Below are 24,297 nucleotides of genomic sequence, written 5' to 3'. Positions count from 1 at the left end.
GCATGACCCCACGGCAAAAAATCCTGATCGTTGACGATGAGCCGGACATTGGCGAACTCCTGGAAATCACCCTGGGCCGGATGAAGCTCGACACCCGCAGTGCGCGCACTGTCGGCGAGGCCCGCGACTGGCTCAAGCGTGAAGCCTTCGACCTGTGCCTGACCGACATGCGCCTGCCGGACGGCAACGGCCTGGAACTGGTGCAGCATATCCAGCAGAAATACCCGCAAGTGCCGGTGGCAATGATCACCGCCCACGGCAACGTCGACCTCGCCATCGGCGCACTGAAAGCCGGTGCGTTCGACTTTCTGACCAAACCGGTGGACCTTACCCGCCTGCGTGAACTGGTCAGCAGCGCCCTGCGCCTGCCCGGCAGCGCCGCCCCGCAACGCAGCATCGACAGCCGCCTGCTCGGTGATTCGCCGCCCATGCGCGCCTTGCGCAAGCAGATCGACAAGCTGGCGCGCAGCCAGGCGCCGATTTATATCAGCGGCGAATCGGGCAGCGGCAAGGAGCTGGTCGCGCGCCTGATTCACGAGCAAGGCCCACGCACCGACAAACCATTCGTGCCGGTCAACTGTGGCGCCATTCCTTCGGAACTGATGGAGAGCGAGTTCTTCGGCCATCGCAAGGGCAGCTTTACCGGCGCCCATGAAGACAAGCCCGGCCTGTTTCAGGTCGCCAACGGCGGCACGCTGTTTCTCGATGAAGTGGCTGACCTGCCATTGGGCATGCAGGTCAAGCTGCTACGCGCCATCCAGGAAAAATCCGTACGCAGTGTCGGTGGCCAGCAGGAACAGGTGGTCGACGTGCGCATCCTGTGTGCGACCCACAAGGACCTGAATATTGAAGTCAGCGCCGGGCGCTTTCGGCAGGATTTGTATTACCGCCTCAACGTCATCGAACTGAGGGTGCCGCCGCTGCGCGAGCGCCGCGAAGATATCGAGACCCTGGCCAGCAGCGTGCTGCAACGCCTGGCCAACAACTACAGCCAGCCACTCGCCCGGCTGCACCCGCAAGCCCAGGAAACCCTGAAAAACTATCGCTTTCCGGGCAATGTGCGAGAGCTGGAAAACATGCTGGAGCGCGCCTACACACTGTGCGAGAACGATCAGATTCTGGCCGCCGACCTGCGCCTGTCCGACAGCACAAGCCCGCAGGAAGGCGACGCACACAGCCTGGCGAGTATCGACAACCTGGAAGACTATCTGGAAAGCATCGAACGCAAACTGATCCTCCAGGCCCTGGAAGAAACCCGCTGGAACCGCACCGCCGCCGCCCAGCGCCTGAGCCTGTCGTTCCGCTCGATGCGTTACCGGCTCAAGAAGCTGGGGCTGGATTAACGCTCGTGGTTTGTGACCAACCGCCCGGCCGGGGCATAGGGCGCCGGGTCGATGATCGGCTCGCGCCCCAGCAGCAAATCGCTCAATAACTGGCAAGACGCCGGCGCCAGCACCAGGCCGTTGCGGAAATGGCCGCAATTGAGCCACAGCCCGGCAAACCCCGGCAGCTCGCCGATATACGGAATGCCTTCCGGTGAGCCCGGCCGCAACCCGGCCCAGTGCCCGACGATTTCAGCGTCGGCCAACGCGGGTAGCAGATCAATAGCGGAGGCTTTGAGGCTGGCTTGCGCCGCCTCGGTCGGGGTCTTGTCGAAGCCTTCATATTCCAGCGTGCTGCCGACCAGAATATGCCCGTCGCGGCGCGGTATCGCATAGCGCCCCTTGGCCAGCACCATGCTTGGCAAAAAGTCCGCCGCGCATTTGAACAGAATCATCTGGCCCTTGACCGGCTCGACCGGCAGCTCGACGCCCAACGGCTTGAGCAACTCGCCGCTCCAGGCGCCAGCGGCCAGCACCACTCGCTCGCTGTGGATAACGCCGTCACGGGTCGCAACGCCCTGCACCTTGCCGTCCTGATGCACCAGGCCGGTGACTTCGCACTGCTCACGAATCTCCACCGCCGGCATCGCCTGCAACGCCGCCTTGAGGGATTTGACCAGTCGCGGATTGCGCACGTTGGCGACATCGGCCATGTAGATGGCGCTTTTATATCCCGGCCCCAGCACCGGCACGGCATCGTGTACCGCCGAGACATCGACGCGGCTCAATGGCCGCTGCTCACGCACCGCCCAGGCCAGCGCCTGCTCTTCATCGTCCAGATCGAGCCAGTACAGGCCAGTGGTGTGTACTTCAGGGTCAAGGCCGGTCTGGGCGTGCAAGCGCTCGCCCAGCTGTGGATAAAAATCCTGCGACCAATGTGCGAGTGCGGTGACTGCCGGGCTGTAGCGCCAGGGGTACAGCGGCGAGACGATACCGCCGCCTGCCCACGACGATTCGCGGCCCAGTTCGGTGCGTTCCAGCAATACAACGGATTGCCCTTCGCGGGCGAGGTTATACGCGGTCAACAGGCCGATTACGCCGCCACCGATGATGACTATGGGTTGCTTTGACATTCTGCTCTCGGGTCAAAGGAAGAAAAGCGTTAGCGGCTCCAGCAATCTTTGGGTGTTACGCCACTGGTAGCGCCTGGATTGGTCCGCGCGCCGGTATTGGTAATGGTGAATACACCGCATTTGTCATTCAGCATCATGCCCTTGCCCGTCGCCCCCAGGCTGAAAGTCTGGTCATTGAGTACTGCGGCTATGGTGTAGTAATCGTTACCAGCTGAAACCGACGGCCCCGGATTACCGTTATAAACCCCTTTCTGTGAGTACCAACGCTCCAGTACCTGGGTCTGCTCCGACAACAGACTGGCAATAGCCGAGCGCTGAGTACGCTTCACGTACTCGGTATAACTCGGATAAGCGATGGCGGCCAGAATACCGACAATCGCCACGACAATCATGAGTTCGATCAAGGTAAAGCCACGGGTTTTGCTGTGCATGCGTGCTCCTTGCTATTGGATCTGTCGCCACATGATGCGCTGGAAGGTCGATGTTGCTCCGCCCGCTTCAGACTCAGCGTTGATGTTGCCACTGGAATCAGTGACGATCTTCACATCATTCTTGGTTGGATCTTCGGCTGCCAGCACTGAGTTGACCACTGGAATCCCGCCGCCGTAGGCCTTACCGGAAATGATGCCGTCACTGGAGTTCACCACCCCATCGCCCGTGGTATCGAGCACCGGATAAGTGAGCATGCTACCGGTGGCCGCATTGAGTTCGAACAGGCGCCCGGTACCGGTACTCTCGCACGGATCATTAGAATTCACCGCCGCTGTAGTGAAGATCGCCCGTCCTCGGCTGGTCAATGCAGGATAAATGATTCGCTCGCCCAGATAAGGCGCGGCGGTTGCCAGAGGTAAATACCAGCCTTTGCGGGTTGCCCAGTCGACATCGTTGCTGGTCGAGGTGAAGTACGTCGCATTGGCCCCCGTCACCGTGCCATTGATCGCCTGCGGCTGCAGGTTGGACTGGACGATACTGCCGGTTCCGGCATCGGCATCCCAGATGGCATAGAACGCCTGCTGGGCAGTGGTCTGCTTGTCAGTGGTCTCGTTGAACTTGCCAGTGCCGAAATAGACAATCTTGCCGTTCAACGGATGATCGAGCACCAACGGTTGTACCGTAATCGGCTGACTGGCGCCAAGTGGCGCAGTAAACAGCGGCTGACCGCTGAAGGCCACTCTCCAGTTGGCTGGATCTGTAGCGCTCAAATCAAACTTCCACATCCGTCCCTTGAGGTCACCGGCATAAGCGGCCTGCACCACATTCTGCGAGTTGACCCGCAGCTTGACCGACGATAGGCCGTTATCAGTCTCGCTGTTCAGGATCGGCGTCTGGATCTCGGTAATGAATGCCCCGGTGTTTGCATTGATCACATAAAGCGATGCCCGGCCGGTAAAACTGCCGTAGCCATTGCCCACGATCATGACCCCAGTGCCGTTGGCCAGGCGCGCCACCTCAGGCTTTGAGTAGGTGTAACCGAGGTTATTGAATCTGTTGCTGGTGTCAGAGGTGTCAGGCGCCTTTACCTCCCACAATGCACTGATCGTATTGCTGGTGCCCTCGAACAGTTTGATCGCGAAAAACCCTTTGCCGCCTGCGCCGGTGCCCCCATAGGCCACGGTTCGCCAAGCCGTGCCGGAACCGGCCTGGGTATCGAAGACCGCAATTTGACCGTCGACAGTGAACTTGTGAACACCGGAGCCGTAACTGGTCGAGGCTATAGTCGACAACGAAGACAGTGCCGTGGACGGCATATAGGCGTAACGACGTGCGCCGCTGGCGGTGGTAAGAACGTTGAAGAAACCATCGTTGGCGTTGACCAGCAGGCTGTTGGTCATGTTGGCAGCCTTGGTGCTCAGGTAGTCGGTGTAGGTGCTGTCGCCAATCAGATCAGCGGCAGTCTTGTCAGTCGGTAAAGCCGCCGCCAAGGGTGAGTTGACGATATCGCCCAGTAGTTGGGTCCGGGTGCGCAGGCTGGCATTGGCGGTGCCCTTGGTCCAGTTGATCAGGTTTGCTCCGGTGACGCCTGTGGGCAGACTGGTGTTGAGGACAGTCTGCTGGGCCGTGGAAAAATTGGCGTAGTCCAGCGCGATCCGGGTCGGGGTCGCCGCCGTGCTCCAGGACTCGAAGGTCGGCGCCGTAGTACTGCTGGTAATGGTGGTGTCGGTGGTCCAGGCGAGCGCACCCAGCGCACCGGTGCTGGCATTGAGATTGTAAGCACGGATAGTGCCGCGCCAGGTCGCCGGGTCATAGAGCGTCTGGTAGAAACGGGTCCCGGTCTGCAGAGTAGAAGAGTTTGAAGTACCGCCCCCACCGGAGCCCGCCTTGGCATAGATATCACTCAGCGCCAGATTCAATGCAGTGTTCAGCGCGGCACTGTCGTTGGCCTGAAAATACAGACCGCGGCCGTGCGTACTGTCGGCCGCATCAATCAGCATCTGGTTGTCCAGCGTGAAGCCAATCGCGTAGGTGCTCATATTCTGTGTAGGGAAGCCTGCGGTATCCCAGCTCTTGCCGGTCAGGTCGCCACCGGTGGTTCGCGAGTCCTTGCGCATGTCGATGTCGTAGGCGAATTTGGCGATGTCATCGAAGTACAGCGTATCGCCCTCCCCGTCGCCCAGCAGGTTAGGGCCGTCATTGGCGACACGGTCCCAATTGGGCAGCCAGCCATTGGGATCGTCCGGATCGTTGGTCGGAAAGGTCCGGTCATAGGTGGGCAAGCCGTCAGTGATCACCACGCCATAGTTTTTCTGGCAGCGGTACTGGATCGGGCTGGTAAACGTGGCCGGCGAACCCGTATACGAAGGCGACGGCGCCAGCCCCCGCATATAGCGGGTCACCTGGAAATAGGTTTCGGCCAGTGGCGTGTTGGCTTCAGCCTTGATGGCCGAGATGGCATTGCGCAGGTTGGCGTAGTTGGTGTCAGCGGTCGACTGACTGACAGCCGCCTGGTAAGTGGTGGCCGTCACAGGTGACAGATCGACAATGGGCTGCTTGATGCTACCGCCCGGCCCACGATCAGTAGTGGTCGGGGCGTTATAGCCAGCCAGCCCCATGCGCAGGGCACGGTTGTTTTGCACCAGACTCAGCGCCACACTGATGGCTGTGGTCAGGCGGCTTTGTGTCGGAATGGCGGTCACGCTGCGTCCGGCCACGACCTCGGCGACCAGATAAGCCAGATAATCGATGGGGTAACGGGTATCGCCGGAGCCTGCCGGGTCTGCCAGGGCAATGCAGATAATCGTCGACGAAGGTGACGTCAGACTGCGGTAAAACGCGTAAGAGCCACTGTTGCAGTTGCCCCGGCTCAGGTTGCTGATGAAAACATAATCAGCGGTGCCATTGAGAACCTGCGTACGCGTATAACTGCACAGAAACAACAGGCAGTTGTAGTCGGCCTTGTAAACGGCCCCCCAGTTCGCCGAGGGATCGAAGCTGGCGGCGGTAAGGATGGTGTCCATACTGCCGGAGTTGTCTACTTGCAGCATGACATTGGGTGTGACTGCCGAGGTACTGAGCAATGGCACCTGAGACGGGTTGAAGGCATAGGCGGGCGTCGCCAGATACAAGACCAGCAAGAAGCCATAGAACACTGTCAGCAGCGCCTTAGCAATTGGCATAAATGCTCTCCAGCACGGTACGCGAATTTCCCTGAATGGCCACAGAGGTCACTCGATACATGATCACAGAGCCGGTTCCACAAGTGGGCGGACGCTTGATCGGTGTGGCGGTGGTGCCCAGGTTCTGAACCCCATAGAGCCCGGAACTTGTGCTGACCCAAGTCACCCCCGATGTTGTATTGAGGCCAGGAGTTGTCACTGTAGTGGACTCGGCGGGCGGTGCGCAGGTGGTGAGCGAGGTGCATCTGGCCACACTTGAAGCGTTGCTTGTCACCCACGCCTCGCCCACACGCAGGGACGCCTCGGCCTTCTGGAAGGACAGGTTGCGCTGGGTCACGCTGCCGGCCATCTTTTCCTGCAACGTAGCGTTCTGCATCGAGGAAATACCCAGCATCGTCAGCAACAGTAGAAACACCAGGCTGACCAGCAACACCATACCGCGTTGGCGAGTCTTGAACGTCGGGGCTGTTTGTAACTGTATCCTGTTCATCACGTACAGCCCCTTCAAAAGCGATTGCGCAGATAAGCGACCACGGAATATGGCTGATCCTCAACCCGACCGTCAGGGTCTCTCAAGGTCACCGTCAAACGTACGCTACGGATATTGCCGGCGTTGGCCGCCGTAATAGTGTCGGTATAGGTCATCGGGTTACCAGCCATCCCAAATAGCACCCCCATGTTGCTAACGTTCTGCAACAAGGGCTGCCTGTTGCTCACCGGCCCTATAAACAACGTTCCGTTACTGAAGGAATACTCCACCTGGCGCAATGCAAAGGCGGTCTGTCCGGCTGCGGGCGTACGTGCGCCCGAGTAAAGCTGAGAGCTGGTCTGGCAATCGGAAATGATGGTCCAGGTTGGTACAGTTCCAGTCGACCCGATGTCGGCGGTGACCAATGTCAGAGTGCTGGTGGTGCTGTCCCAGAAAATGGGCCTATCCAGCACCGAAGGCAGAGCGATAGCCGGCGTGATCGGCACATAACTGCTGAGGCTCAGACAGCCATACATCCCGGTCATGCGCAGCTCCTGAATCATTTTGCTGAGCACAAAACGCGCATCTTCCTGCATGCGCGCAGCGGCGTTCTGACTCTGAAAGGTGCCGCGCGACGCGCTGAATATCTGGATGATGCCCATGCTGACCACCAGCCCCAGCACCAGTGCAACCATGATCTCGACCAGACCGAAGCCCCGGCTACGGTAACTCATCAATTCACCCCGACTTGCGAAGTGAGTACAAAGGATTTCTGGGTAGTGGCATCCGGCGTCTGGCCGCTGGCAACTGCACTGGCACTGGCGGCCCGGGTCTCATCCCAAGTGACCGTGATGGTCACGACTGGCTTATTGACGACAATATTGCTGTTGGCGCCAGAGTCGCTGGCAAAAGCGATGATATTCGTCCTGAAGTCCGCCAGATCCCTGTCACGGGCGTTGTTTGAGGCAACCGGCGCGGCGCTCAGGCTGCTCAGCGCATAAGTTGCCAGCACATTGGTAGAGCCATTGGCAGCGGCGTTACCGTCCACATTGGCGCGAATGCGGTCCATCATGTCGTAGGCGATAAAACTGGCCTGGCTGCTCATGGTCGAGCTGTCGGTATATTTCAGCGCATTGATCTGGATAGCCGCTGCACCCAGCAAGCCGATGGCCAATACCAGCAGCGACACCAGCACTTCGATCAGCGTCATGCCCGACTGGGTACTTCGACGTTTACAGTTCATCCGCAGCTTCCCGTCAGCATGATTCGTCCGGTCAAACACACATACAAGGTCCGGGTCAGCGATCCTCGGGTGTAGGTCATGGTCACAGCCGCACTCGGCGTCACCATCCCGCCCAGATTATTGAACTCGATGGCCGCGACATTCCCCGTCCCCACTGCTGCACCACTGGCCATGGCAGCGACCGTGCGCAATACCGTGTCCGTATCGCTGCTGCGGGTGACCTTCAATTCCGTGGTCCAGTCCGAACCACTCACCGGCGCGATGCGCATGGTCACCCCACGGTTGATCGCCTCCAACCGCGCATAGTTGAGCGCATGTTGCAGGTCGCCCACCTCGGTATCGGCCCGATTGCCCTGCACCGTCTGGGTAAAGCTGGGCATGGCTATGGCTGCCAGTATGCCCACCACCGACACAGTGATTAACAGTTCAACCAGGCTGAACCCCTTGGCTCTATCACGCATTGAGTGTCTCCTTGACGTTACGACTATAGAGCCGCTGCAACATGGGACAACTCTAGAAGGATATACGGTCTTTTGACGGTGACGAGTGTAGGAAATGTACTTCCAGGGAGGAAGAATCTTGAAACAGAGCGGTTTCACGTTGGTAGAACTCATGGTTGTGATAGCCGTCCTGGCGATTCTGGTGCAAGTCTCTGTACCGCAATTGAGTCAGTTGTTTCAGGCCCAGCAGCGTCTGGTGGCGGCCCGGGAGCTGGCCAGTGGCATCCGCTCGGCGCGGGTGGCGGCCATTACCCGCAACCAGACGGTGAGTATCGAGGCCATCGACGAAGACTGGAGCCAGGGCTGGCGCATTCTCACCGAGCCGCCTGCCGGCAGCCCGGACAATCCGCTGCTGGTCGAGCGCGCACTGAATGGCAAGGTGCGCATCGTCGGCAACAGCAAGGTTGTACAAAAGCTCAGTTTCGGGGGGCTCGGTGGTTTGCAAGGCTCAGGCAACGGCAGTCTTTTCGTATGCCTGAAAGACCGCCCGGTCAGCCACTACCGGGTGGTGGTGGCGATCACCGGGCATGTCCGGGTCGTCGAGCGAGAGGCCGATCAGGCCCTCTGCGGCTGAAGCTGCCCGCTCGGATCAGGTCAGCGACTTGACGCGCAGTTCTTTGGGCATCGAGAACGTCACGTTTTCCGGGCGACCTGCCAGCTCTTCGGCGCCGGTCGCGCCCCAGGCATGCAGTTGCTCGATGACGCCGCGCACCAGCACTTCCGGTGCCGAGGCTCCGGCGGTGATGCCGATGCGGGTGATGCCGTCGAACCAGCTGCGTTGCAGGTCTTCGGCGCCATCGATCAGGTAGGCCGGGGTCGACATGCGCTCGGCCAGCTCACGCAGGCGGTTGGAGTTGGAGCTGTTGGGGCTACCCACGACCAGCACCACTTCGCACTCGTCGGCCAGCAGCTTGACCGCGTCCTGGCGGTTTTGCGTGGCGTAGCAGATATCGTCCTTGCGCGGCCCGCCAATTGCCGGAAAGCGCGTGCGCAGGGCATCGATGACCCGGCTGGTGTCATCCATCGACAGCGTGGTCTGGGTCACGAAAGCCAGACGTTCAGGGTCGCGCACCTGCAGGTTGGCGACATCTTCCTCGTCTTCGACCAGATAGATCGAGCCGCCATTGCTGGAATCGTACTGGCCCATGGTGCCTTCGACTTCCGGGTGGCCTTCATGGCCAATCAGGATGCATTCGCGGCCGTCACGGCTGTATTTGGCTACCTCGATGTGCACCTTGGTCACCAGCGGGCAGGTGGCATCGAACACTTTCAGGCCACGCCCGGCGGCTTCGGTGCGCACGGCCTGGGAAACGCCGTGGGCACTAAAGATCACGATGACGTCGTCCGGCACCTGGTCCAGCTCTTCGACGAAGATCGCGCCACGGGCACGCAGGTCTTCGACGACGAATTTGTTGTGTACCACTTCATGACGCACATAAATCGGCGGGCCAAACACTTCGAGGGCGCGATTGACGATTTCGATCGCACGGTCCACTCCGGCGCAGAAGCCGCGGGGGTTGGCGAGTTTGATTTGCATGCTGTGCCTCGTAGTTTGGCATCAGGCCCGGCCTTGGCCGGGCCTGATGTCGACTCAGGAATCCAGAGCCTTGACGTCGAAGATTTGCACTTCGAAGTCCAGCGTCTTGCCGGCCAGAGGGTGGTTGAAGTCGATGGTCACCTGTTGATCGTCGAACGCTTTGACCACACCCGGCAGCTCGGTGTTCGCCGCATCGTTGAAGATCACCAAAAGGCCTTCGGACAGCTCCATGCCCTCGAACTGCGAGCGTGGCATGATCTGCACGTTTTGCGGGTTGGGCTGACCAAAGGCGTTTTCCGGCAGGATTCGCACGTTCTTGTGATCGCCGGCCTTGAAGCCGAAGATCGCCATTTCAAAACCCGGCAACAGGTTGCCATCGCCGACCTTGAAGGTCGCCGGCGACTTGTCGAAGGTGCTGTCTACCGTGTCGCCGTTTTCCAGACGCAGGGCAAAATGCAGGGTGACCTGAGTGTTCTGGCCAATGCGCTGCTCGCTTGCCGAATAGTCAGTCATGAACGGCTTCTCCGCTTTTCTTGCTCTTGAACATGTCCAGCGCCAGCATGACCGCGCCGACGCTGATCGCGCTGTCGGCCACGTTGAACGCCGGGAAGTACCAGCGGTTCTGCCAGTGCACCAGAATGAAATCGATCACATGACCCAACACCACGCGGTCATACAGGTTGCCGATCGCCCCACCCAGCACCAGCGCCAGGGCAATCGCCAGCCAGGTGTCGTCACGCCCCAGACGCTTGAGCCAGACCACCAGCACCGCACTGACCACAATCGCGATCAGGGCAAACAACCAACGCTGCCAGCCGGCACCATCCGCCAGAAAGCTGAAAGCAGCGCCGGTGTTATAGGCCAGGGTCCAGCTGAAATAGTCCGGAATGACGATGATCTGCTGGTACAGGTTCAGCGAGTGCTCGAAGTAGTACTTGCTGGCCTGGTCAACGACCAGAACCAGCAGCGTCAACCACAACCAGGACAAGCGACCCAAACCGGTTTTAGGCACGCCTTTATCAAGCATAGTGGCGAACCTCGCCTGCGCCGCTCAGGTTATCCACACAACGGTTGCAGATCAGCGGGTGCTCGGCGTGGCTGCCGACGTCTTCGCGGTGGTGCCAGCAACGGGCGCACTTGGCGTGACCGGACTTGACCACCTTGAGCTTCAGACCCGCCACTTCGGTGACCACCGCATCGGCCGGGGCCGACAGCAATGGCGCCACCGAGGCGGTCGAGGTGATCAGCACGAAACGCAGCTCGTTGCCCAGTTTGGTCAGGTCGGCCGCCAGTGCGTCTTCGGCGTACAGGGTCACTTCGGCCTGCAGGTTGCCACCAATGGCTTTGGCAGCGCGCAGGTTTTCCATTTCCTTGTTGACTGCCGTTTTCACGGCCATGACGCGCTCCCAGTAGGCACGGTCCAGTTCGAAGCCTTCCGGCAGTTCGCTCAGGCCTTCATACCAGGTGTTGAGCATCACCGACTCGTTGCGCTCGCCCGGCAGGAACTGCCACAGCTCGTCGGCGGTGAACGCCAGGATCGGCGCGATCCAGCGCACCAGCGCTTCGCTGATGTGGAACAGTGCGGTCTGGCACGAACGCCGCGCGATGCTGTTGGCACCGGTGGTGTACTGACGGTCCTTGATGATGTCCAGGTAGAAACCACCCAGCTCCTGCACGCAGAAGTTGTGGACCTTCGAGTAGACGTTCCAGAAGCGGTATTCGCTGTAGTGCTCTTCGAGCTCGCGTTGCAGCAGCAATGCGCGATCCACGGCCCAGCGGTCCAGTGCCAGCATGTCTTCGGCCGGCAGCAGGTCGGTGGCCGGGTTGAAGCCCGACAGGTTCGACAGCAGGAAGCGTGCGGTATTGCGGATACGCCGGTAGGCGTCGGCACTGCGCTGCAGGATCTGGTCGGAGACGGCGATCTCACCGGAATAGTCGGTCGCGGCAACCCACAGACGCATGATGTCGGCGCCCAGGGTGTCGTTGACCTTCTGCGGCTCGATGGTGTTACCCAGCGACTTGGACATCTTGCGGCCGCTTTCATCGACGGTGAAGCCGTGGGTCAGCAACTCGCGGTACGGCGCGTGGTTGTCGATGGCGCAACCGGTCAGCAGCGATGAGTGGAACCAGCCGCGGTGCTGGTCGGAGCCTTCCAGGTACAGGTCGGCACGCGGGCCGCTGTCATGGCCGATGTTGTGCGAGCCGCGCAGCACGTGCCAGTGCGTGGTGCCGGAGTCGAACCAGACGTCCAGGGTGTCGCTGATCTTGTCGTACTGAGCCGCTTCGTCACCGAGCAGTTCGGCGGCGTCGAGCTTGAACCAGGCCTCGATGCCCTCTTTCTCGATGCGCAGCGCCACTTCTTCCATCAGCTCGACGGTGCGTGGGTGCAGCTCGCCGCTTTCCTTGTGCAGGAAGAACGGGATCGGCACGCCCCAGTTGCGCTGACGCGAGATGCACCAGTCCGGGCGGTTGGCGATCATCGAGTGCAGGCGCGCCTGGCCCCAGGCCGGAACGAACTTGGTGTCGTCGATGGCCTTGAGCGAGCGCTCGCGCAGGGTGTCGCCGGTCGCAGGCTGCTTGTCCATGCCCACGAACCACTGCGCGGTGGCGCGGTAGATCAGTGGCGACTTGTGGCGCCAGCAGTGCATGTAGCTGTGGCTGATAGTCTCGGTGTGCAGCAGGTTGCCGACTTCGGCCAGCTTGTCGATGATGTTCTGGTTGGCCTTGAAGATGAACTGGCCACCAAAGAACTCCAGCGACTCGGCATACACGCCATTGCTCTGCACAGGGCTGAGGATGTCGTCGTTGCTCATGCCGTATTGCTTGCAGATGTTGAAGTCGTCCAGGCCATAGGCCGGGGCGCTGTGGACAACACCGGTGCCGGCACCCAGTTCGACGTAGCCGGCCACGTACAGCGGCGACAGGCGGTCATAGAACGGGTGGCGGAAGTTGATCAACTCCAGCGACTTGCCGGTCGCGGTGGCAATCACCGAACCTTCGAGCTTGTAGCGCGCCAGGCACGAGGCGACCAGTTCTTCGGCCAGAATCAACAGGCGGTCACCGACATCGACCAGCGCGTAGGTGAAATCAGGGTGAACGTTCAGCGCCTGGTTGGCCGGGATGGTCCACGGGGTGGTGGTCCAGATCACGATGGCCGCAGGCTTTGGCAGCGCTGACAAGCCGAAGGCGGCAGCCAGTTTTTCTTTATCGGCGACCGGGAAAGCCACGTCGATGGTCGAGGATTTCTTGTCCTGGTATTCGACTTCGGCTTCGGCCAGTGCCGAACCGCAATCGAAGCACCAGTTGACGGGCTTGAGGCCCTTGAACACGAAGCCGCCCTTGACCATCTCGGCCAGGGCGCGGACTTCGCCGGCCTCGTTGGCAAAGTTCATGGTCAGGTACGGGTTGTTCCAGTCGCCCAGCACGCCCAGGCGGATGAACTCGGCCTTCTGGCCTTCGATCTGCTCGGTGGCATAGGCACGGCACAGCTCGCGGGTCTTGTCGGCGCCCAGGTTCTTGCCGTGGGTGACTTCGACCTTGTGCTCGATCGGCAGACCGTGGCAGTCCCAGCCCGGCACATACGGCGCGTCGAAGCCCGACAGGGTCTTGGAGCGCACGATCATGTCCTTGAGGATCTTGTTCAGCGCATGACCGATGTGAATCTTGCCATTGGCATAGGGCGGGCCGTCGTGCAGGACGAACTTGGGCCGGTCCTTGCCAATTTCACGCAGCTTCTGGTACAGGCCAATGCTGTCCCAGCGCTGCAGGGTCTGCGGCTCGCGCTGGGGCAGGCCGGCCTTCATCGGGAAGGCGGTGTCCGGAAGATTTAGCGTGGCTTTGTAGTCGGTCATTTCAGGCTCTTGGTTAGCGGTTGGCCATGCCAATGGGCACGGGCGGCGGCGACGTCCGCATTGATCGCCGTCTTGAGCGCCTCCAGCGAGGCGAAACGCTGCTCATCGCGCAGCTTTTGGTGGAAGACCACCGTCAAACGCCGGCCATAGAGATCACCGGCAAAATCCAGAAGGTGCACCTCGAGGTGGGCGCTGCCGTCACCGGCCACGGTCGGGCGCACGCCAATATTGGCGACACCCGGCCAGACCTGGCCATCAATCAGGGTGCTGGTCAGGTAGACCCCGCTCAAGGGCACGCGACGGCGCTTGAGCTGCACATTGGCGGTGGGCGTGCCCAACTGGCGGGCCAGCTTCTGACCATGCAACACACGCCCGGCAATCGCGAACGGGCGACCGAGCAGTTGCTCGGCCAACAGGAAGTCTGCGGCGGCCAGGGCCTTGCGCACCTTGGTGCTGCTGACCCGCACGCCTTCTATCTCGACGGTCTGTGCCGCCTCGACGGTAAAACCATGATCGGCGCCAGCCTGCTGCAAAAAGTCGAAATCGCCGCAGCGGTCGTAGCCGAAACGGAAATCGTCGCCGACCTCAAGGTGCCTGACACCGAGCCCGTCGATCAGGATGGTCTCGACAAACTCGGCAGCGCTGAGTTTGCTCAAGCGCTGATTGAACGACAGGCACAACACCCGGTCAACGCCCTCGGCACGCAGCAGCTCGATCTTGTCGCGCAGCCGTGCCAGACGCGCAGGTGCGGTATCGGGGGCGAAAAATTCACGCGGCTGCGGCTCGAAAATCACCACGCAGCTGGGCACGCCCAACTCGACGGCCCGCTCACGCAGGCGCGCCAGGATAGCCTGGTGGCCACGGTGAACACCGTCGAAATTGCCAATCGTGGCGACGCAGCCCCGGTGCTGGGGGCGCAGGTTGTGAAGGCCTCTAACCAGCTGCATAACGCGCTTCTTGCTCATAAAGTGGCCGATTATACCCAGACAGGCCCCAGGGTGACAGGCGCCTTACGCCTTGATCGCCTTGCGGGCAAAATCCTTGAGACGAAAGCCCAGCAACAGCAGCATGGCGAAATAGCTCACCACACCGGCCACCACCAGAATCCCCAGACGCACGAAGCGCTCCAGCATGCCGCCCTGGTCCCAGGCCGGCATGTAATGCAGCATCCCCAGCAGCACGCCCGACATCACGCCGGCGGCCAGGCACAGTTTGAACAGGTACTTCATCCAGCCCGGCTGCGGCTGGAACAGGTCCTGACGACGCAACTGCCAGAACAGCAGCGCGGCGTTGATGATCGCGCCGACACTGATCGCCAGCGCCAGGCCTGCGTGCTGCAACGGCCCGATAAATGCCAGGTTCAGCAGTTGCGTGACGATCAGGGTGAAGACCGCGATTTTGACCGGCGTGCGAATGTTCTGCTGAGCATAAAAGCCCGGCGCCAGCACCTTGATCAGGATCAGGCCCAGCAAACCGACCGAATAGGCCACCAGCGCCCGCTGGGTCATGGCCGCATCATGGGCATCGAACTGGCCGTACTGAAACAGAGAGACGGTCAACGGCTCAGCCAGCAGGCCAAGCGCCAGGGTGCACGGCAAGACGAGTACAAAACACAGGCGCAGGCCCCAGTCGAGAATGCGCGAATACTCGTTACGGTCCTTGTCGGCATAGGTTCTGGCCAGGGTCGGCAGCAAGATCGTCCCCAGCGCCACGCCAAGCACGCCGGACGGCAGCTCCATCAGGCGGTCGGCGTAGTACATCCACGACACGGAGCCGGCGACCAGAAACGAGGCAAAAATCGTATTGATGATCAGCGAGATCTGGCTGACCGACACGCCGAGAATGGCCGGCAGCATCTGCTTCATCACCCGCCACACGCCTGAATCGCGCAGGTTGAGGCGCGGCAGCACCAGCATGCCGATCTTTTTCAGGTGCGGCAGCTGGTACAGCAACTGCAGCAGGCCACCGACCAGCACCGCCCAGCCCAGCGCCATGATCGGCGGATCGAAATACGGAATCAGGAACAGTGAGAAGCCGATCATGCTGACGTTAAGCAGGGTCGGCACGAAGGCCGGCACGGCAAAGCGGTTCCAGGTATTGAGAATCGCGCCCGCCAGCGACGATAACGAGATCAGCAATATATAAGGAAACGTCACCCGCAACAGGTCGCTGGTCAGGGCGAATTTTTCCGGTGTGTCGGCAAAGCCCGGCGCCGTGGCCCAGATGATCCAGGGTGCGAAGATCACGCCCAGCAAAGTGATCAGTGCCAGCGCCAGGGTCAGCAGCCCCGAGACATAGGCCACGAAGGTGCGGGTCGCCTCCTCGCCTTGTTGCTGTTTGTATTCGGCCAGGATTGGCACGAACGCCTGGGAAAACGCCCCCTCGGCAAAAATGCGCCGCAGCAGGTTGGGCAGCTTGAAGGCAATGAAAAAGGCATCGGTCGCCATGCCGGCACCGAAGGCCCGAGCGATGATGGTATCGCGCACGAAGCCCAGGACCCGGGACAACATGGTAATGGAGCTGACCGCAGCCAGTGACTTGAGCAGATTCATTTAAGAGTTACGCGCCTCGACCAATCGACTCATGCATGCAATACTCCGCGCCCCAAATGAGCCCGAAGCCAAGGTGCGCGAGTTTACAGGTCGCGCAGTGGAAGTGAAGTACCGGCGTCATGCTACGACCGCTCAGCGGAACCAGGCATCCGCCCTTGACAACACATCCACTCATCGGCATGATTCGCGGCCTTGTTTGTAAGCTAATTCATAAAGTCTTTCGAGGAGCTTGACGGTGGCCAACACACCTTCCGCCAAAAAACGTGCAAAACAGGCTGAGAAGCGTCGCAGCCACAACGCCAGCCTGCGTTCCATGGTTCGTACCTACATCAAGAATGTAGTTAAAGCCATTGACGCAAAAGACGCAGAAAAAGCGCAAGCCGCTTACACTCTGGCTGTTCCTGTCATCGACCGTCTGGCCGACAAGGGAATCATCCACAAGAACAAGGCTGCTCGCCACAAGAGCCGCCTGAATGGTCACATCAAGGCTCTGAAAGAAGCTGCCTGATTGATCTGTTCTTGAAAAACCGGCCTCAGGGCCGGTTTTTTATTGCCTGATTTTTGAAGCGGTACTGCCCACGCCCTGCCCGCTTGGCCGAATACATGGCCGCATCGGCAACCCGAATCAGCTCGTCGATATCCTGCCCGTCATCCGGACACAGGCCGACCCCCACACTGGGACTGCTGTGCACCCGGTGCTCGCCCAGCGCATAAACTTCCGTCAACCTTTGCACCAACGCTTGAACCCAGGCCTCGACCTGCGCCTCATTGCGCTCACCGGCAAGCAGCACGACAAACTCATCGCCACCGAAACGTGCCGCCTGATCACCCGCCGCCAGCAACCCCTGAATTCGCCCGGCCACGGCCTGCAACAGCAGATCACCCACTTTGTGCCCCAGCGAATCGTTGATCGACTTGAAGCGGTCCATATCAATGAACAGAATGGCCAGTAACCGCCCTCTGCCGCACTGATCCAGCAAGGCCCGAGGTGCAATTTCGAGAAACTTGCGGCGGTTATGCAGGCCACTGAGGTGATCGGTGGCAGCCGCATGGTCCAGCGCCACAAAAGCTTCCTGGCGCTTGCGCAAGCCGTGCAAGATCCACAGGACCGCGCCGAGTATCACCAGCGTCATGCACAGGTTCAGCCAGAGCTGACGCTGATAAATCTGCCGCGACGAGGCCAGGATCTCATCGTAAGCCTGACTGACCACCACACTGAAACCGCGCTGCGGCACGGCCGCATAGAGGCTTTGGTACTGCCCACGATCCTGCGACGCTGCCGGTGAACCGCCAGAAACCATCACCCCACCACTGGCCACCCGCAACAGCTCGCGCTGCTCGCCATCGAGCAGACGCATCATGCCGCTACGCCCCAGATCGATATGCTCGAACAGCGCCGCCAGATACTCGGCATCCAGCTGCACGACAAGGATGCTCTCCATCTTCCCAGTCGCGGAGTGGGTCAGTGGCAGCAGAAAAGGCAATCGTCCGACGGGCACCGGGAGGCTGTCAGGCCCCAGCAACAGCGCCGTGAGGCCATAGCGCTCGACATGTTCATGCAATTGCGCAAGCACACGCGGTGGCAATTGCGCCGACGTATCGGGATGACTGGCAGACAGCAGATGACCACCCAGACCATAAAGCGCCATGCGCTTGAACACCGTATCTTCGGCGAGCATGCGCACCAGAGACCGGTAGTTATCCACAGAACCATCCATGTCGCCCCGCGCCACCCGACCTACAGCCTGAGCACGATCGACCAGTTGACGCAGGTTCTGCGCGGCAATGGTTGCCAGATTAAGGTGCTCTGCCGACTTGGCGGCCAGCGCCTCATCACGCGAATGGGCCCGCTGCTGAACATACAGCACCCAGAGAAAGGCCAGCGTGATGGCGCACAGCAGCAACAGCAGCGGCCGTATGACAGAGGGCGAGGAGAAAAAGCGGCGCGGCACGACTAGCAGTCAGACAGGGCGAACATGACACATCACCATCTAGCAGCGGAAAAGTGATGACATATTACTATCATCACCCCAGCCACAATCAAGGCGCGGTCGTATTGGCCCAAGGCAGGATCGGAATCGCAGTCACCGCATTCTGCGGGCTGCCTTCGATCAGGCGGTCGCTGTAGACAAGGTACACCAGCGTGTTGCGCTTCTGATCGAGAAAACGCACCACCTGCATGGTCTTGAACACCAGCGAAGTGCGCTCCTTGAACACCTCCTCACCGTCCTTGAGCGTGCCCTTGAAGCGAATCGGCCCGACCTGACGGCAGGCAATCGACGCCTCGGCGCGGTCTTCGGCCAGGCCCAGACCGCCCTTCACGCCGCCGGTCTTGGCCCGCGACAGGTAGCACGTCACGCCTTCGACACCGGGGTCGTCGAACGCCTCGACCATGATCCGGTCGTTGGGGCCGACCAGTTTGAACACCGTCGACACCTGGCCAATCTCTTCAGCGCCTGCCAGCAAAGGCCAGCACAGCATCAGCGCCGCCGCCTTCTTGAGCACATGCCGCATGTTCACCACCACCTTGTTCAGACCAGAATCAGATTGTCGCGATGCACCAGCTCAGGTTCGGCCATGTAGCCCAGCACCCGGACAATCGCCTCGGAGGACTGGCCAATGATCTTCTGCGCTTCGATGGCACTGTAGTTGCTCAGACCGCGCGCGATCTCTCGACCGTCAGGCGCCACGCACACGACCATTTCGCCACGGCGGAAACTGCCTTGCACCAGCTTGACGCCCACCGGCAGCAGGCTCTTGCTGTCAGAGACCAGCGCTGCCACTGCACCCTCGTCGAGCACCAGGGTGCCACGGGTTTGCAAGTGCCCGGCCAGCCACTGCTTGCGCGCCGCGAGCATTTCACGCTCTGGCAACAGCAGCGTGCCCAATAGCTCGCCTGCCTTGAGCCGCGACAACACCTGTTCGATGCGCCCGCCGACAATCACCGTATGCGCGCCCGAACGTGCCGCCAGCCGCGCCGCCCGCAGCTTGGTCTGCATACCGCCACGCCCCAGCGCGCCGCCGGTGCCACCCGCCACGGCATCTAGCGCCGGGTCATCGGCACGCGCCTCGGAAATCAGCTGGGCACCGGGGTTGTTGCGCGGGTCGGCATTGAACATGCCATCGCGATCGGTGAGGATCACCAGCAGGTCGGCCTCGACCAGGTTGGCCACCAGGGCAGCCAGGGTATCGTTGTCGCCGAAACGAATCTCGTCGGTGACCACGGTGTCGTTTTCGTTGATCACCGGCACCACGCCCAGCTCGACCAGCGCGCGCAAGGTGCTGCGCGCATTCAGGTAGCGCTTGCGATCGGACAGGTCGTCATGGGTCAGCAGAATCTGCGCGGTGTGCCGGCCATGCTCAGCAAAGCTCGACTCCCAGGCCTGCACCAGGCCCATCTGACCGATGGCGGCCGCTGCCTGCAGCTCGTGCATCGCGCTCGGTCGGGTCGTCCAGCCCAGGCGGCTCATGCCCGCCGCCACAGCGCCCGAGGACACCAGCACCAGCTCGACGCCCGCGTTATGCAGCGCCACCATCTGCTCGACCCACACACCCATCGCCGAACGATCCAGGCCCTTGCCATCAGCGGTCAGCAAGGCACTGCCGATCTTCACGACCCAGCGCTGGGCACCTGTCACTTTGCTGCGCATCATCTTCCAACCTTAGCCAGAGAGTTTTTGAATACGAATCTTGAATACGAATAAAGCAGGCACAAAAACGCCGCTCGAAAGCGGCGCTAGTTTACTGCAAGAGATCAGTCGCGGACGTAAATGATTTCCGGACCGTCTTCATCGTCCAGATCATCATCCCAATCGTCGTCACTGACATCTTCGACGCTCTTCACGCCGCTACGACGCAGAGCACGCTGATCGTCCAGCGCTTGCAACTGGGCACGCGCTTCGTCTTCGATGCGCTGATCCAGCTCGGCCAGCTCTTCGGCGTACGCAGGGTCACGCTCCAGGCGATCGGCACGATCTTCCAGATAACGCATGATGTCGCGCGACAAGCGCTCGGTGCCTTCGTGGGCAATGGCCGAGATCACGTAGACCGGGCCGGTCCAGCCCAGTTGCTCGACGATTTCGCGCTTGCGCTCTTCCTGCTCTTCTTCAAGCAACTGGTCGCACTTGTTCAGCACCAGCCAGCGGTCACGCTCAGCCAGCGCCGGGCTGAAGCGCACCAGCTCGTTGATGATCACTTCGGCAGAATCGGCGGCACTGGACTCATCCATCGGCGCCATGTCGACGAGGTGCAGCAACAGGCGGGTACGCGCCAGGTGCTTGAGGAAGCGAATGCCCAGGCCTGCGCCATCGGACGCGCCTTCGATCAACCCCGGAATGTCGGCGATGACAAAGCTTTTCCAGCGGTCGACGCTGACCACACCCAGGTTCGGCACCAGGGTGGTGAACGGGTAGTCGGCGACTTTCGGCTTGGCGGCCGATACCGAGCGAATGAAGGTGCTCTTGCCAGCGTTCGGCAGGCCCAGCAGACCGACGTCGGCCAGCACTTTCAGTTCCAGCTTGAGGTCACGCTGGTCGCCCGGCTTGCCTGGCGTGGTCTGGCGCGGCGCACGGTTGGTACTGGATTTGAAACGGGTGTTGCCCAGGCCGTGCCAGCCGCCTTGTGCAACCATCAGGCGCTGACCGGCCTTGGTCAGGTCACCGATGATTTCCTGGGTACCGGCATCGATCACCGTGGTGCCGACCGGCACGCGCAGGATCATGTCTTCACCCTTGGCGCCGGTGCAGTCGGTGCTGCCGCCGTTGGAACCGCGCTGCGCATCGAAGTGACGGGTGTAGCGGTAGTCGACCAGGGTATTGAGGTTTTCGTCGGCGACCATGTACACCGAACCGCCATCGCCACCGTCGCCGCCGTTAGGGCCGCCGTTTTCGATGAACTTTTCACGACGGAAGCTCATGCAACCGTTGCCGCCGTCACCGGCCTTTACTCGAATCGATACTTCATCAACAAATTTCATAACACTTGCTCCCGTCACAAGGACGAGCAAAACCACATGAATTCATAAGCCTCTTGCAAAGATGAGCGCTGCGACACCGATCAAAAACCAGAGGGCCCAGGGCCCGTATCACAACAGCTCGCACAGACAGCTTTGCAAGAGACTCACCACCACCGAAAACGAAAAAGCCCCGTCGCAAGACAGGGCTTTTCATGCAACACGTAATTACACTGCCGCGGCTTCAGCCTTCGGAATGATGCTTACGTAACGGCGATTGAAAGCGCCCTTCACTTCAAACTTGACCACGCCTTCCACTTTCGCGAACAGGGTGTGGTCTTTGCCCATGCCAACACCGTAGCCAGCGTGGAACTCGGTGCCGCGCTGACGAATGATGATGTTGCCTGGGATGATTGCCTGGCCGCCGTAGATTTTAACGCCAAGACGTTTACTTTCTGAGTCGCGACCGTTGCGAGTACTACCGCCGGCTTTTTTGTGTGCCATGAGTCAATTCTCCAAATGAGGATTAGGCTGAATTACGCCTGAATACCGGTGATTTTGATCTCGGTGTACCACTGACGGTGGCCCTGGCGCTTCATGTGGTGCTTACGACGACGGAACTTGATGATACGAACCTTGTCGTGACGACCTTGTGCAACCACTTCAGCGACAACGGTAGCGCCAGCAACGACTGGAGCGCCGATGGTGACTTCGTCGCCGTTGCCGATCAGCAGCACACGGTCAAAAGTGATGGATTCGCCAGTGGCGACTTCCAGTTTTTCAACTTTCAGGTATTCACCCGGGGCGACTTTGTACTGCTTGCCACCCGTAACGATTACTGCGTAAGACATGGTATCTCTCCGAAAATCCTGCTCACCCAGCTCTTTATAGGTAGAGTGTCGGCTGGCATGGCTGCATCAGGCTGGAGACCTTAATGCAATTGCGTAAGGCAGGTGCTGCCCAAGAAAGTAAGGGTGCGCGATTGTACGCAAGCTGCCAGAGCCTTGCAAGTGCCCGCCCATCACGCCTTGACACACCCTGACCCGCGACCTAGCATGCGGCGCAACCTATCTGGAGCACCTGTCGCTGATGCAACCCCAAGCTTTCTACCGCGCGGTGGCGGACGACTTTAGTGCCGTTGACCTGATCATCAAGCAGCAACTCACGTCGCGTGTGCCGCTGGTCTCCAAGATCGGCGATTACATCACCTCGGCCGGCGGCAAACGCCTGCGTCCGCTGCTGGTGCTGTTGAGCGGCAAGGCCCTGGGGCATCAGGATGACGACCTGCGCCTGCTGGCCGCCACCATCGAGTTCCTGCACACCGCCACCCTGCTGCACGACGACGTCGTCGACATGTCGGGCATGCGCCGCGGCCGCTCGACAGCCAACGCGCTGTGGGGCAACGCGCCAAGCGTGCTGGTCGGTGACTTCCTTTATTCGCGCTCGTTCGAAATGATGGTCGAACTGGGCTCGATGCCGGTCATGAAGATTCTTTCCAAGGCCACCCGGGTGATCGCCGAGGGCGAGGTGCTGCAGCTGTCGAAGATTCGCGACGCCAGCACCACCGAAGAAATCTACATGGAAGTGATTCGCGGCAAGACCGCCATGCTCTTCGAGGCCTCGACCCATAGCGCCGCAGCGCTGTGCAATGCCAGCCCCGAGCAGACCGAAGCCCTGCGCACGTTCGGTGATCACCTGGGCGTCGCCTTCCAACTGGTTGACGACCTGCTCGACTACCGCGGCGATGCCGAAACCCTGGGCAAGAACGTCGGCGACGACCTGGCCGAAGGCAAACCGACCCTGCCGCTGATCTACACCATGCGCGAAGGCACGGCCGAACAGGCCGCCCTGGTGCGTCAGGCGATCCAGAAAGGCGGCCTGGACGATCTGGAAAGCATCCGCGATGCCGTCGAGAGTGCCGGCGCGCTGGATTATACCGCGCAGTTGGCGCGCGATTATGTCGCCCGCGCCATTGCCTGCCTCGATGCGCTGCCGCCGAGCGAGTACCGTGATGCACTGGTGGAACTGAGCGAATTTGCGGTCGCCCGCACGCACTGATCCCGCAGCCCGCACGCAAAAAGCCCGTCCTCGTGACGGGCTTTTTGTTGGGCGCATTTATTGAGTACTGTCCAACCGCCCGACAGAAAATGCGAATTAATCTCAATAGAGTCTTGCTATTATCGTAATAAGAATTATTCTCATCACATCGAAACAGGAGATGAACATGACTTATTTGATCGATGCATGGCTGGATCGCCCACAACCCTACCTGCGCATTCTTCATCGCGAAACGGGTGAGGTCTGTGCGGTACTTGAGGAGGAGGCACTGGAGGAATTGCGCGATCAGGGTGACCTTGACGTCAACAGCCTCAGTTCCAGCGAGCCGGTGGTGCTCAAGGAGCTGGTGCGCAATCTGTTTCTGTTTTGCTATGCGCGAGCGTTGCGCCCGATGGGTGAGCTAGGCGCTTGAGCGCCTAGCAAACACCGATACGGCTTACAGAACGTCGAGCAGCTCGACGTCGAATACCAGAACGCTGTGCGGCGGGATGCTGCCAACGCCTTGAGCGCCGTAAGCCAGCTCGCTTGGCACGTACAGGCGCCATTTGCTGCCGGCATTCATCAGTTGCAGGGCTTCGGTCCAGCCGGCAATCACGCCGCCCACCGGAAACTCGGCAGGCTCGCCACGATCGTAAGAGCTGTCGAACACGGTGCCGTCGATCAGGGTGCCGTGGTAGTGAGTGCGTACTTGATCTTCGCGGGTTGGCTTGGCGCCGTCGCCTGCGGTCAGCACCTCAAATTGCAGACCCGAAGCCAGGGTAGTGATGCCTTCGCGCTTGGCGTTTTCAGCCAGGAAGGTCACGCCGGCAGCAGCGGCTTGCTCGGCCTTGGCGGCAGCTTGCGCCTGCATCACTTCACGAATGACCTTGAAGCTGGCCGACAGGTCTTCCTGGCTGACGCGGCTTGGCTGGCCATTGAAGGCATCGGTAAGACCGGTGAGGATGGCCTGCAGATCAACGCCCGGTGGCGGGTTGTCGCGCAGTTGGTCGCCCAGTTGGCGGCCGATGCCATAGCTGACGCGGGTTTCGTCGGTGGACAGATTGACTTCGGACATAACGCTGCTCCGC

General features: G+C 60.6%; 24 protein-coding genes and 1 pseudogene. 5 read left to right on the top strand and 20 right to left on the bottom strand.

Annotated features, from left to right (window positions below):
* The first annotated feature begins 2 nt into the window (after positions 1–2).
* Positions 3–1,343: a sigma-54-dependent transcriptional regulator gene (locus ACYP2A_RS06395; RefSeq protein WP_459743763.1), complete on the top strand. Its 1,341-nt coding sequence runs from the start codon at positions 3–5 to the stop codon at positions 1,341–1,343.
* Here ACYP2A_RS06395 and thiO read toward each other — a convergent pair.
* Genes thiO through ACYP2A_RS06360 form a run of 7 tightly spaced genes read right to left on the bottom strand, consistent with a single transcriptional unit; the run spans position 1,340 to position 8,242 of the window.
* On the bottom strand, positions 1,340–2,455 hold the full coding sequence (thiO, locus tag ACYP2A_RS06390; protein WP_459743761.1) for a glycine oxidase ThiO: 1,116 nt from the start codon (positions 2,453–2,455) through the stop codon (positions 1,340–1,342). The genes ACYP2A_RS06395 and thiO overlap by 4 nt on opposite strands.
* A gap of 29 nt (positions 2,456–2,484) precedes the next feature.
* The gene (locus tag ACYP2A_RS06385) at positions 2,485–2,886 is read right to left on the bottom strand and encodes a type IV pilin protein (RefSeq protein ID WP_459743759.1); all 402 of its coding nucleotides are present in this window, start codon (positions 2,884–2,886) and stop codon (positions 2,485–2,487) included.
* A gap of 12 nt (positions 2,887–2,898) precedes the next feature.
* Positions 2,899–6,069: a pilus assembly protein gene (locus tag ACYP2A_RS06380; RefSeq protein WP_459743757.1), complete on the bottom strand. Its 3,171-nt coding sequence runs from the start codon at positions 6,067–6,069 to the stop codon at positions 2,899–2,901.
* On the bottom strand, positions 6,056–6,559 hold the full coding sequence (locus tag ACYP2A_RS06375) for a pilus assembly PilX family protein (RefSeq protein ID WP_459743756.1): 504 nt from the start codon (positions 6,557–6,559) through the stop codon (positions 6,056–6,058). Before ACYP2A_RS06375 ends, ACYP2A_RS06380 begins: the two co-directional genes overlap by 14 nt.
* A 14-nt stretch (positions 6,560–6,573) precedes the next feature.
* Positions 6,574–7,272 carry a prepilin-type N-terminal cleavage/methylation domain-containing protein gene (locus ACYP2A_RS06370; RefSeq protein WP_459743755.1) on the bottom strand — a complete coding sequence of 233 codons (699 nt, stop codon included), beginning with the start codon at positions 7,270–7,272 and terminating at the stop codon, positions 6,574–6,576.
* Positions 7,272–7,781 carry a type IV pilus modification protein PilV gene (gene pilV, locus ACYP2A_RS06365; protein ID WP_459743753.1) on the bottom strand — a complete coding sequence of 170 codons (510 nt, stop codon included), beginning with the start codon at positions 7,779–7,781 and terminating at the stop codon, positions 7,272–7,274. The genes ACYP2A_RS06370 and pilV overlap by 1 nt, the downstream gene beginning before the upstream one ends.
* Positions 7,778–8,242, bottom strand: a complete 465-nt coding sequence (locus ACYP2A_RS06360) for a GspH/FimT family pseudopilin (protein WP_459743751.1) — start codon at positions 8,240–8,242, stop codon at positions 7,778–7,780. Before ACYP2A_RS06360 ends, pilV begins: the two co-directional genes overlap by 4 nt.
* A 118-nt stretch (positions 8,243–8,360) precedes the next feature.
* Here ACYP2A_RS06360 and ACYP2A_RS06355 point away from each other — a divergent pair, with 118 nt between their 5' ends.
* Complete coding sequence (locus tag ACYP2A_RS06355; RefSeq protein WP_459743750.1) at positions 8,361–8,855, top strand: GspH/FimT family pseudopilin; 495 nt, start codon at positions 8,361–8,363, stop codon at positions 8,853–8,855.
* 15 nt (positions 8,856–8,870) lie between these two features.
* On the opposite strand, the gene ispH is transcribed toward ACYP2A_RS06355, so the two are convergent.
* The 6 genes from ispH to murJ all read right to left on the bottom strand — a co-directional run bounded on the left by ispH (position 8,871) and on the right by murJ (position 16,221).
* The gene (ispH, locus tag ACYP2A_RS06350) at positions 8,871–9,818 is read right to left on the bottom strand and encodes a 4-hydroxy-3-methylbut-2-enyl diphosphate reductase (protein WP_459743748.1); all 948 of its coding nucleotides are present in this window, start codon (positions 9,816–9,818) and stop codon (positions 8,871–8,873) included.
* Positions 9,819–9,872: 54 nt separating this feature from the next.
* Positions 9,873–10,331: an FKBP-type peptidyl-prolyl cis-trans isomerase gene (locus ACYP2A_RS06345; protein ID WP_459743747.1), complete on the bottom strand. Its 459-nt coding sequence runs from the start codon at positions 10,329–10,331 to the stop codon at positions 9,873–9,875.
* The gene (gene lspA / locus ACYP2A_RS06340; RefSeq protein ID WP_459743745.1) at positions 10,324–10,845 is read right to left on the bottom strand and encodes a signal peptidase II; all 522 of its coding nucleotides are present in this window, start codon (positions 10,843–10,845) and stop codon (positions 10,324–10,326) included. The genes ACYP2A_RS06345 and lspA overlap by 8 nt, the downstream gene beginning before the upstream one ends.
* Complete coding sequence (gene ileS / locus ACYP2A_RS06335) at positions 10,838–13,669, bottom strand: isoleucine--tRNA ligase (RefSeq protein WP_459743744.1); 2,832 nt, start codon at positions 13,667–13,669, stop codon at positions 10,838–10,840. The genes lspA and ileS overlap by 8 nt, the downstream gene beginning before the upstream one ends.
* Positions 13,666–14,616 (bottom strand): bifunctional riboflavin kinase/FAD synthetase, encoded by a 951-nt coding sequence (gene ribF, locus ACYP2A_RS06330; RefSeq protein WP_459743743.1) that lies wholly within the window; start codon positions 14,614–14,616, stop codon positions 13,666–13,668. The genes ileS and ribF overlap by 4 nt, the downstream gene beginning before the upstream one ends.
* Positions 14,617–14,679: 63 nt before the next feature.
* Complete coding sequence (gene murJ / locus ACYP2A_RS06325; RefSeq protein WP_459743741.1) at positions 14,680–16,221, bottom strand: murein biosynthesis integral membrane protein MurJ; 1,542 nt, start codon at positions 16,219–16,221, stop codon at positions 14,680–14,682.
* A 235-nt stretch (positions 16,222–16,456) separates the two neighbouring features.
* Between murJ and rpsT the strand changes: the two genes are divergently transcribed.
* On the top strand, positions 16,457–16,729 hold the full coding sequence (gene rpsT / locus ACYP2A_RS06320) for a 30S ribosomal protein S20 (protein ID WP_459743740.1): 273 nt from the start codon (positions 16,457–16,459) through the stop codon (positions 16,727–16,729).
* 55 nt (positions 16,730–16,784) lie between these two features.
* Here rpsT and ACYP2A_RS06315 read toward each other — a convergent pair.
* The 6 genes and pseudogenes from ACYP2A_RS06315 to rplU form a co-directional block, all read right to left on the bottom strand.
* Positions 16,785–18,173 (bottom strand): annotated as a pseudogene (locus ACYP2A_RS06315) (diguanylate cyclase domain-containing protein); the annotation flags it as partial.
* Between the two features lie 88 nt (positions 18,174–18,261).
* Positions 18,262–18,702: a CreA family protein gene (locus ACYP2A_RS06310; protein ID WP_459743847.1), complete on the bottom strand. Its 441-nt coding sequence runs from the start codon at positions 18,700–18,702 to the stop codon at positions 18,262–18,264.
* Between the two features lie 50 nt (positions 18,703–18,752).
* The gene (gene proB, locus ACYP2A_RS06305; protein ID WP_459743845.1) at positions 18,753–19,871 is read right to left on the bottom strand and encodes a glutamate 5-kinase; all 1,119 of its coding nucleotides are present in this window, start codon (positions 19,869–19,871) and stop codon (positions 18,753–18,755) included.
* 104 nt (positions 19,872–19,975) lie between these two features.
* Entirely contained in the window at positions 19,976–21,196 is a 1,221-nt protein-coding gene (gene cgtA / locus ACYP2A_RS06300; protein ID WP_459743738.1) for an Obg family GTPase CgtA, read from the bottom strand.
* 204 nt (positions 21,197–21,400) lie between these two features.
* Positions 21,401–21,676: a 50S ribosomal protein L27 gene (rpmA, locus tag ACYP2A_RS06295; RefSeq protein ID WP_056841945.1), complete on the bottom strand. Its 276-nt coding sequence runs from the start codon at positions 21,674–21,676 to the stop codon at positions 21,401–21,403.
* A 32-nt stretch (positions 21,677–21,708) separates the two neighbouring features.
* Positions 21,709–22,023, bottom strand: a complete 315-nt coding sequence (gene rplU / locus ACYP2A_RS06290) for a 50S ribosomal protein L21 (RefSeq protein WP_459743736.1) — start codon at positions 22,021–22,023, stop codon at positions 21,709–21,711.
* 238 nt (positions 22,024–22,261) lie between these two features.
* Between rplU and ACYP2A_RS06285 the strand changes: the two genes are divergently transcribed.
* Together ACYP2A_RS06285 and ACYP2A_RS06280 are read left to right on the top strand one after the other, a co-directional pair.
* Entirely contained in the window at positions 22,262–23,230 is a 969-nt protein-coding gene (locus ACYP2A_RS06285) for a polyprenyl synthetase family protein (RefSeq protein ID WP_459743734.1), read from the top strand.
* 166 nt (positions 23,231–23,396) lie between these two features.
* Positions 23,397–23,642 carry a PA4570 family protein gene (locus tag ACYP2A_RS06280; RefSeq protein ID WP_459743732.1) on the top strand — a complete coding sequence of 82 codons (246 nt, stop codon included), beginning with the start codon at positions 23,397–23,399 and terminating at the stop codon, positions 23,640–23,642.
* A gap of 24 nt (positions 23,643–23,666) precedes the next feature.
* Here ACYP2A_RS06280 and ACYP2A_RS06275 read toward each other — a convergent pair whose 3' ends face one another.
* Positions 23,667–24,284 (bottom strand): FKBP-type peptidyl-prolyl cis-trans isomerase, encoded by a 618-nt coding sequence (locus tag ACYP2A_RS06275; RefSeq protein ID WP_459743731.1) that lies wholly within the window; start codon positions 24,282–24,284, stop codon positions 23,667–23,669.
* Positions 24,285–24,297 lie beyond the last annotated feature (13 nt).

Source organism: Pseudomonas sp. 3A(2025) (assembly GCF_054589175.1).
Note: the sequence above shows the minus strand (reverse complement) of the source record. Positions and strands in the feature narration are given on the sequence as shown.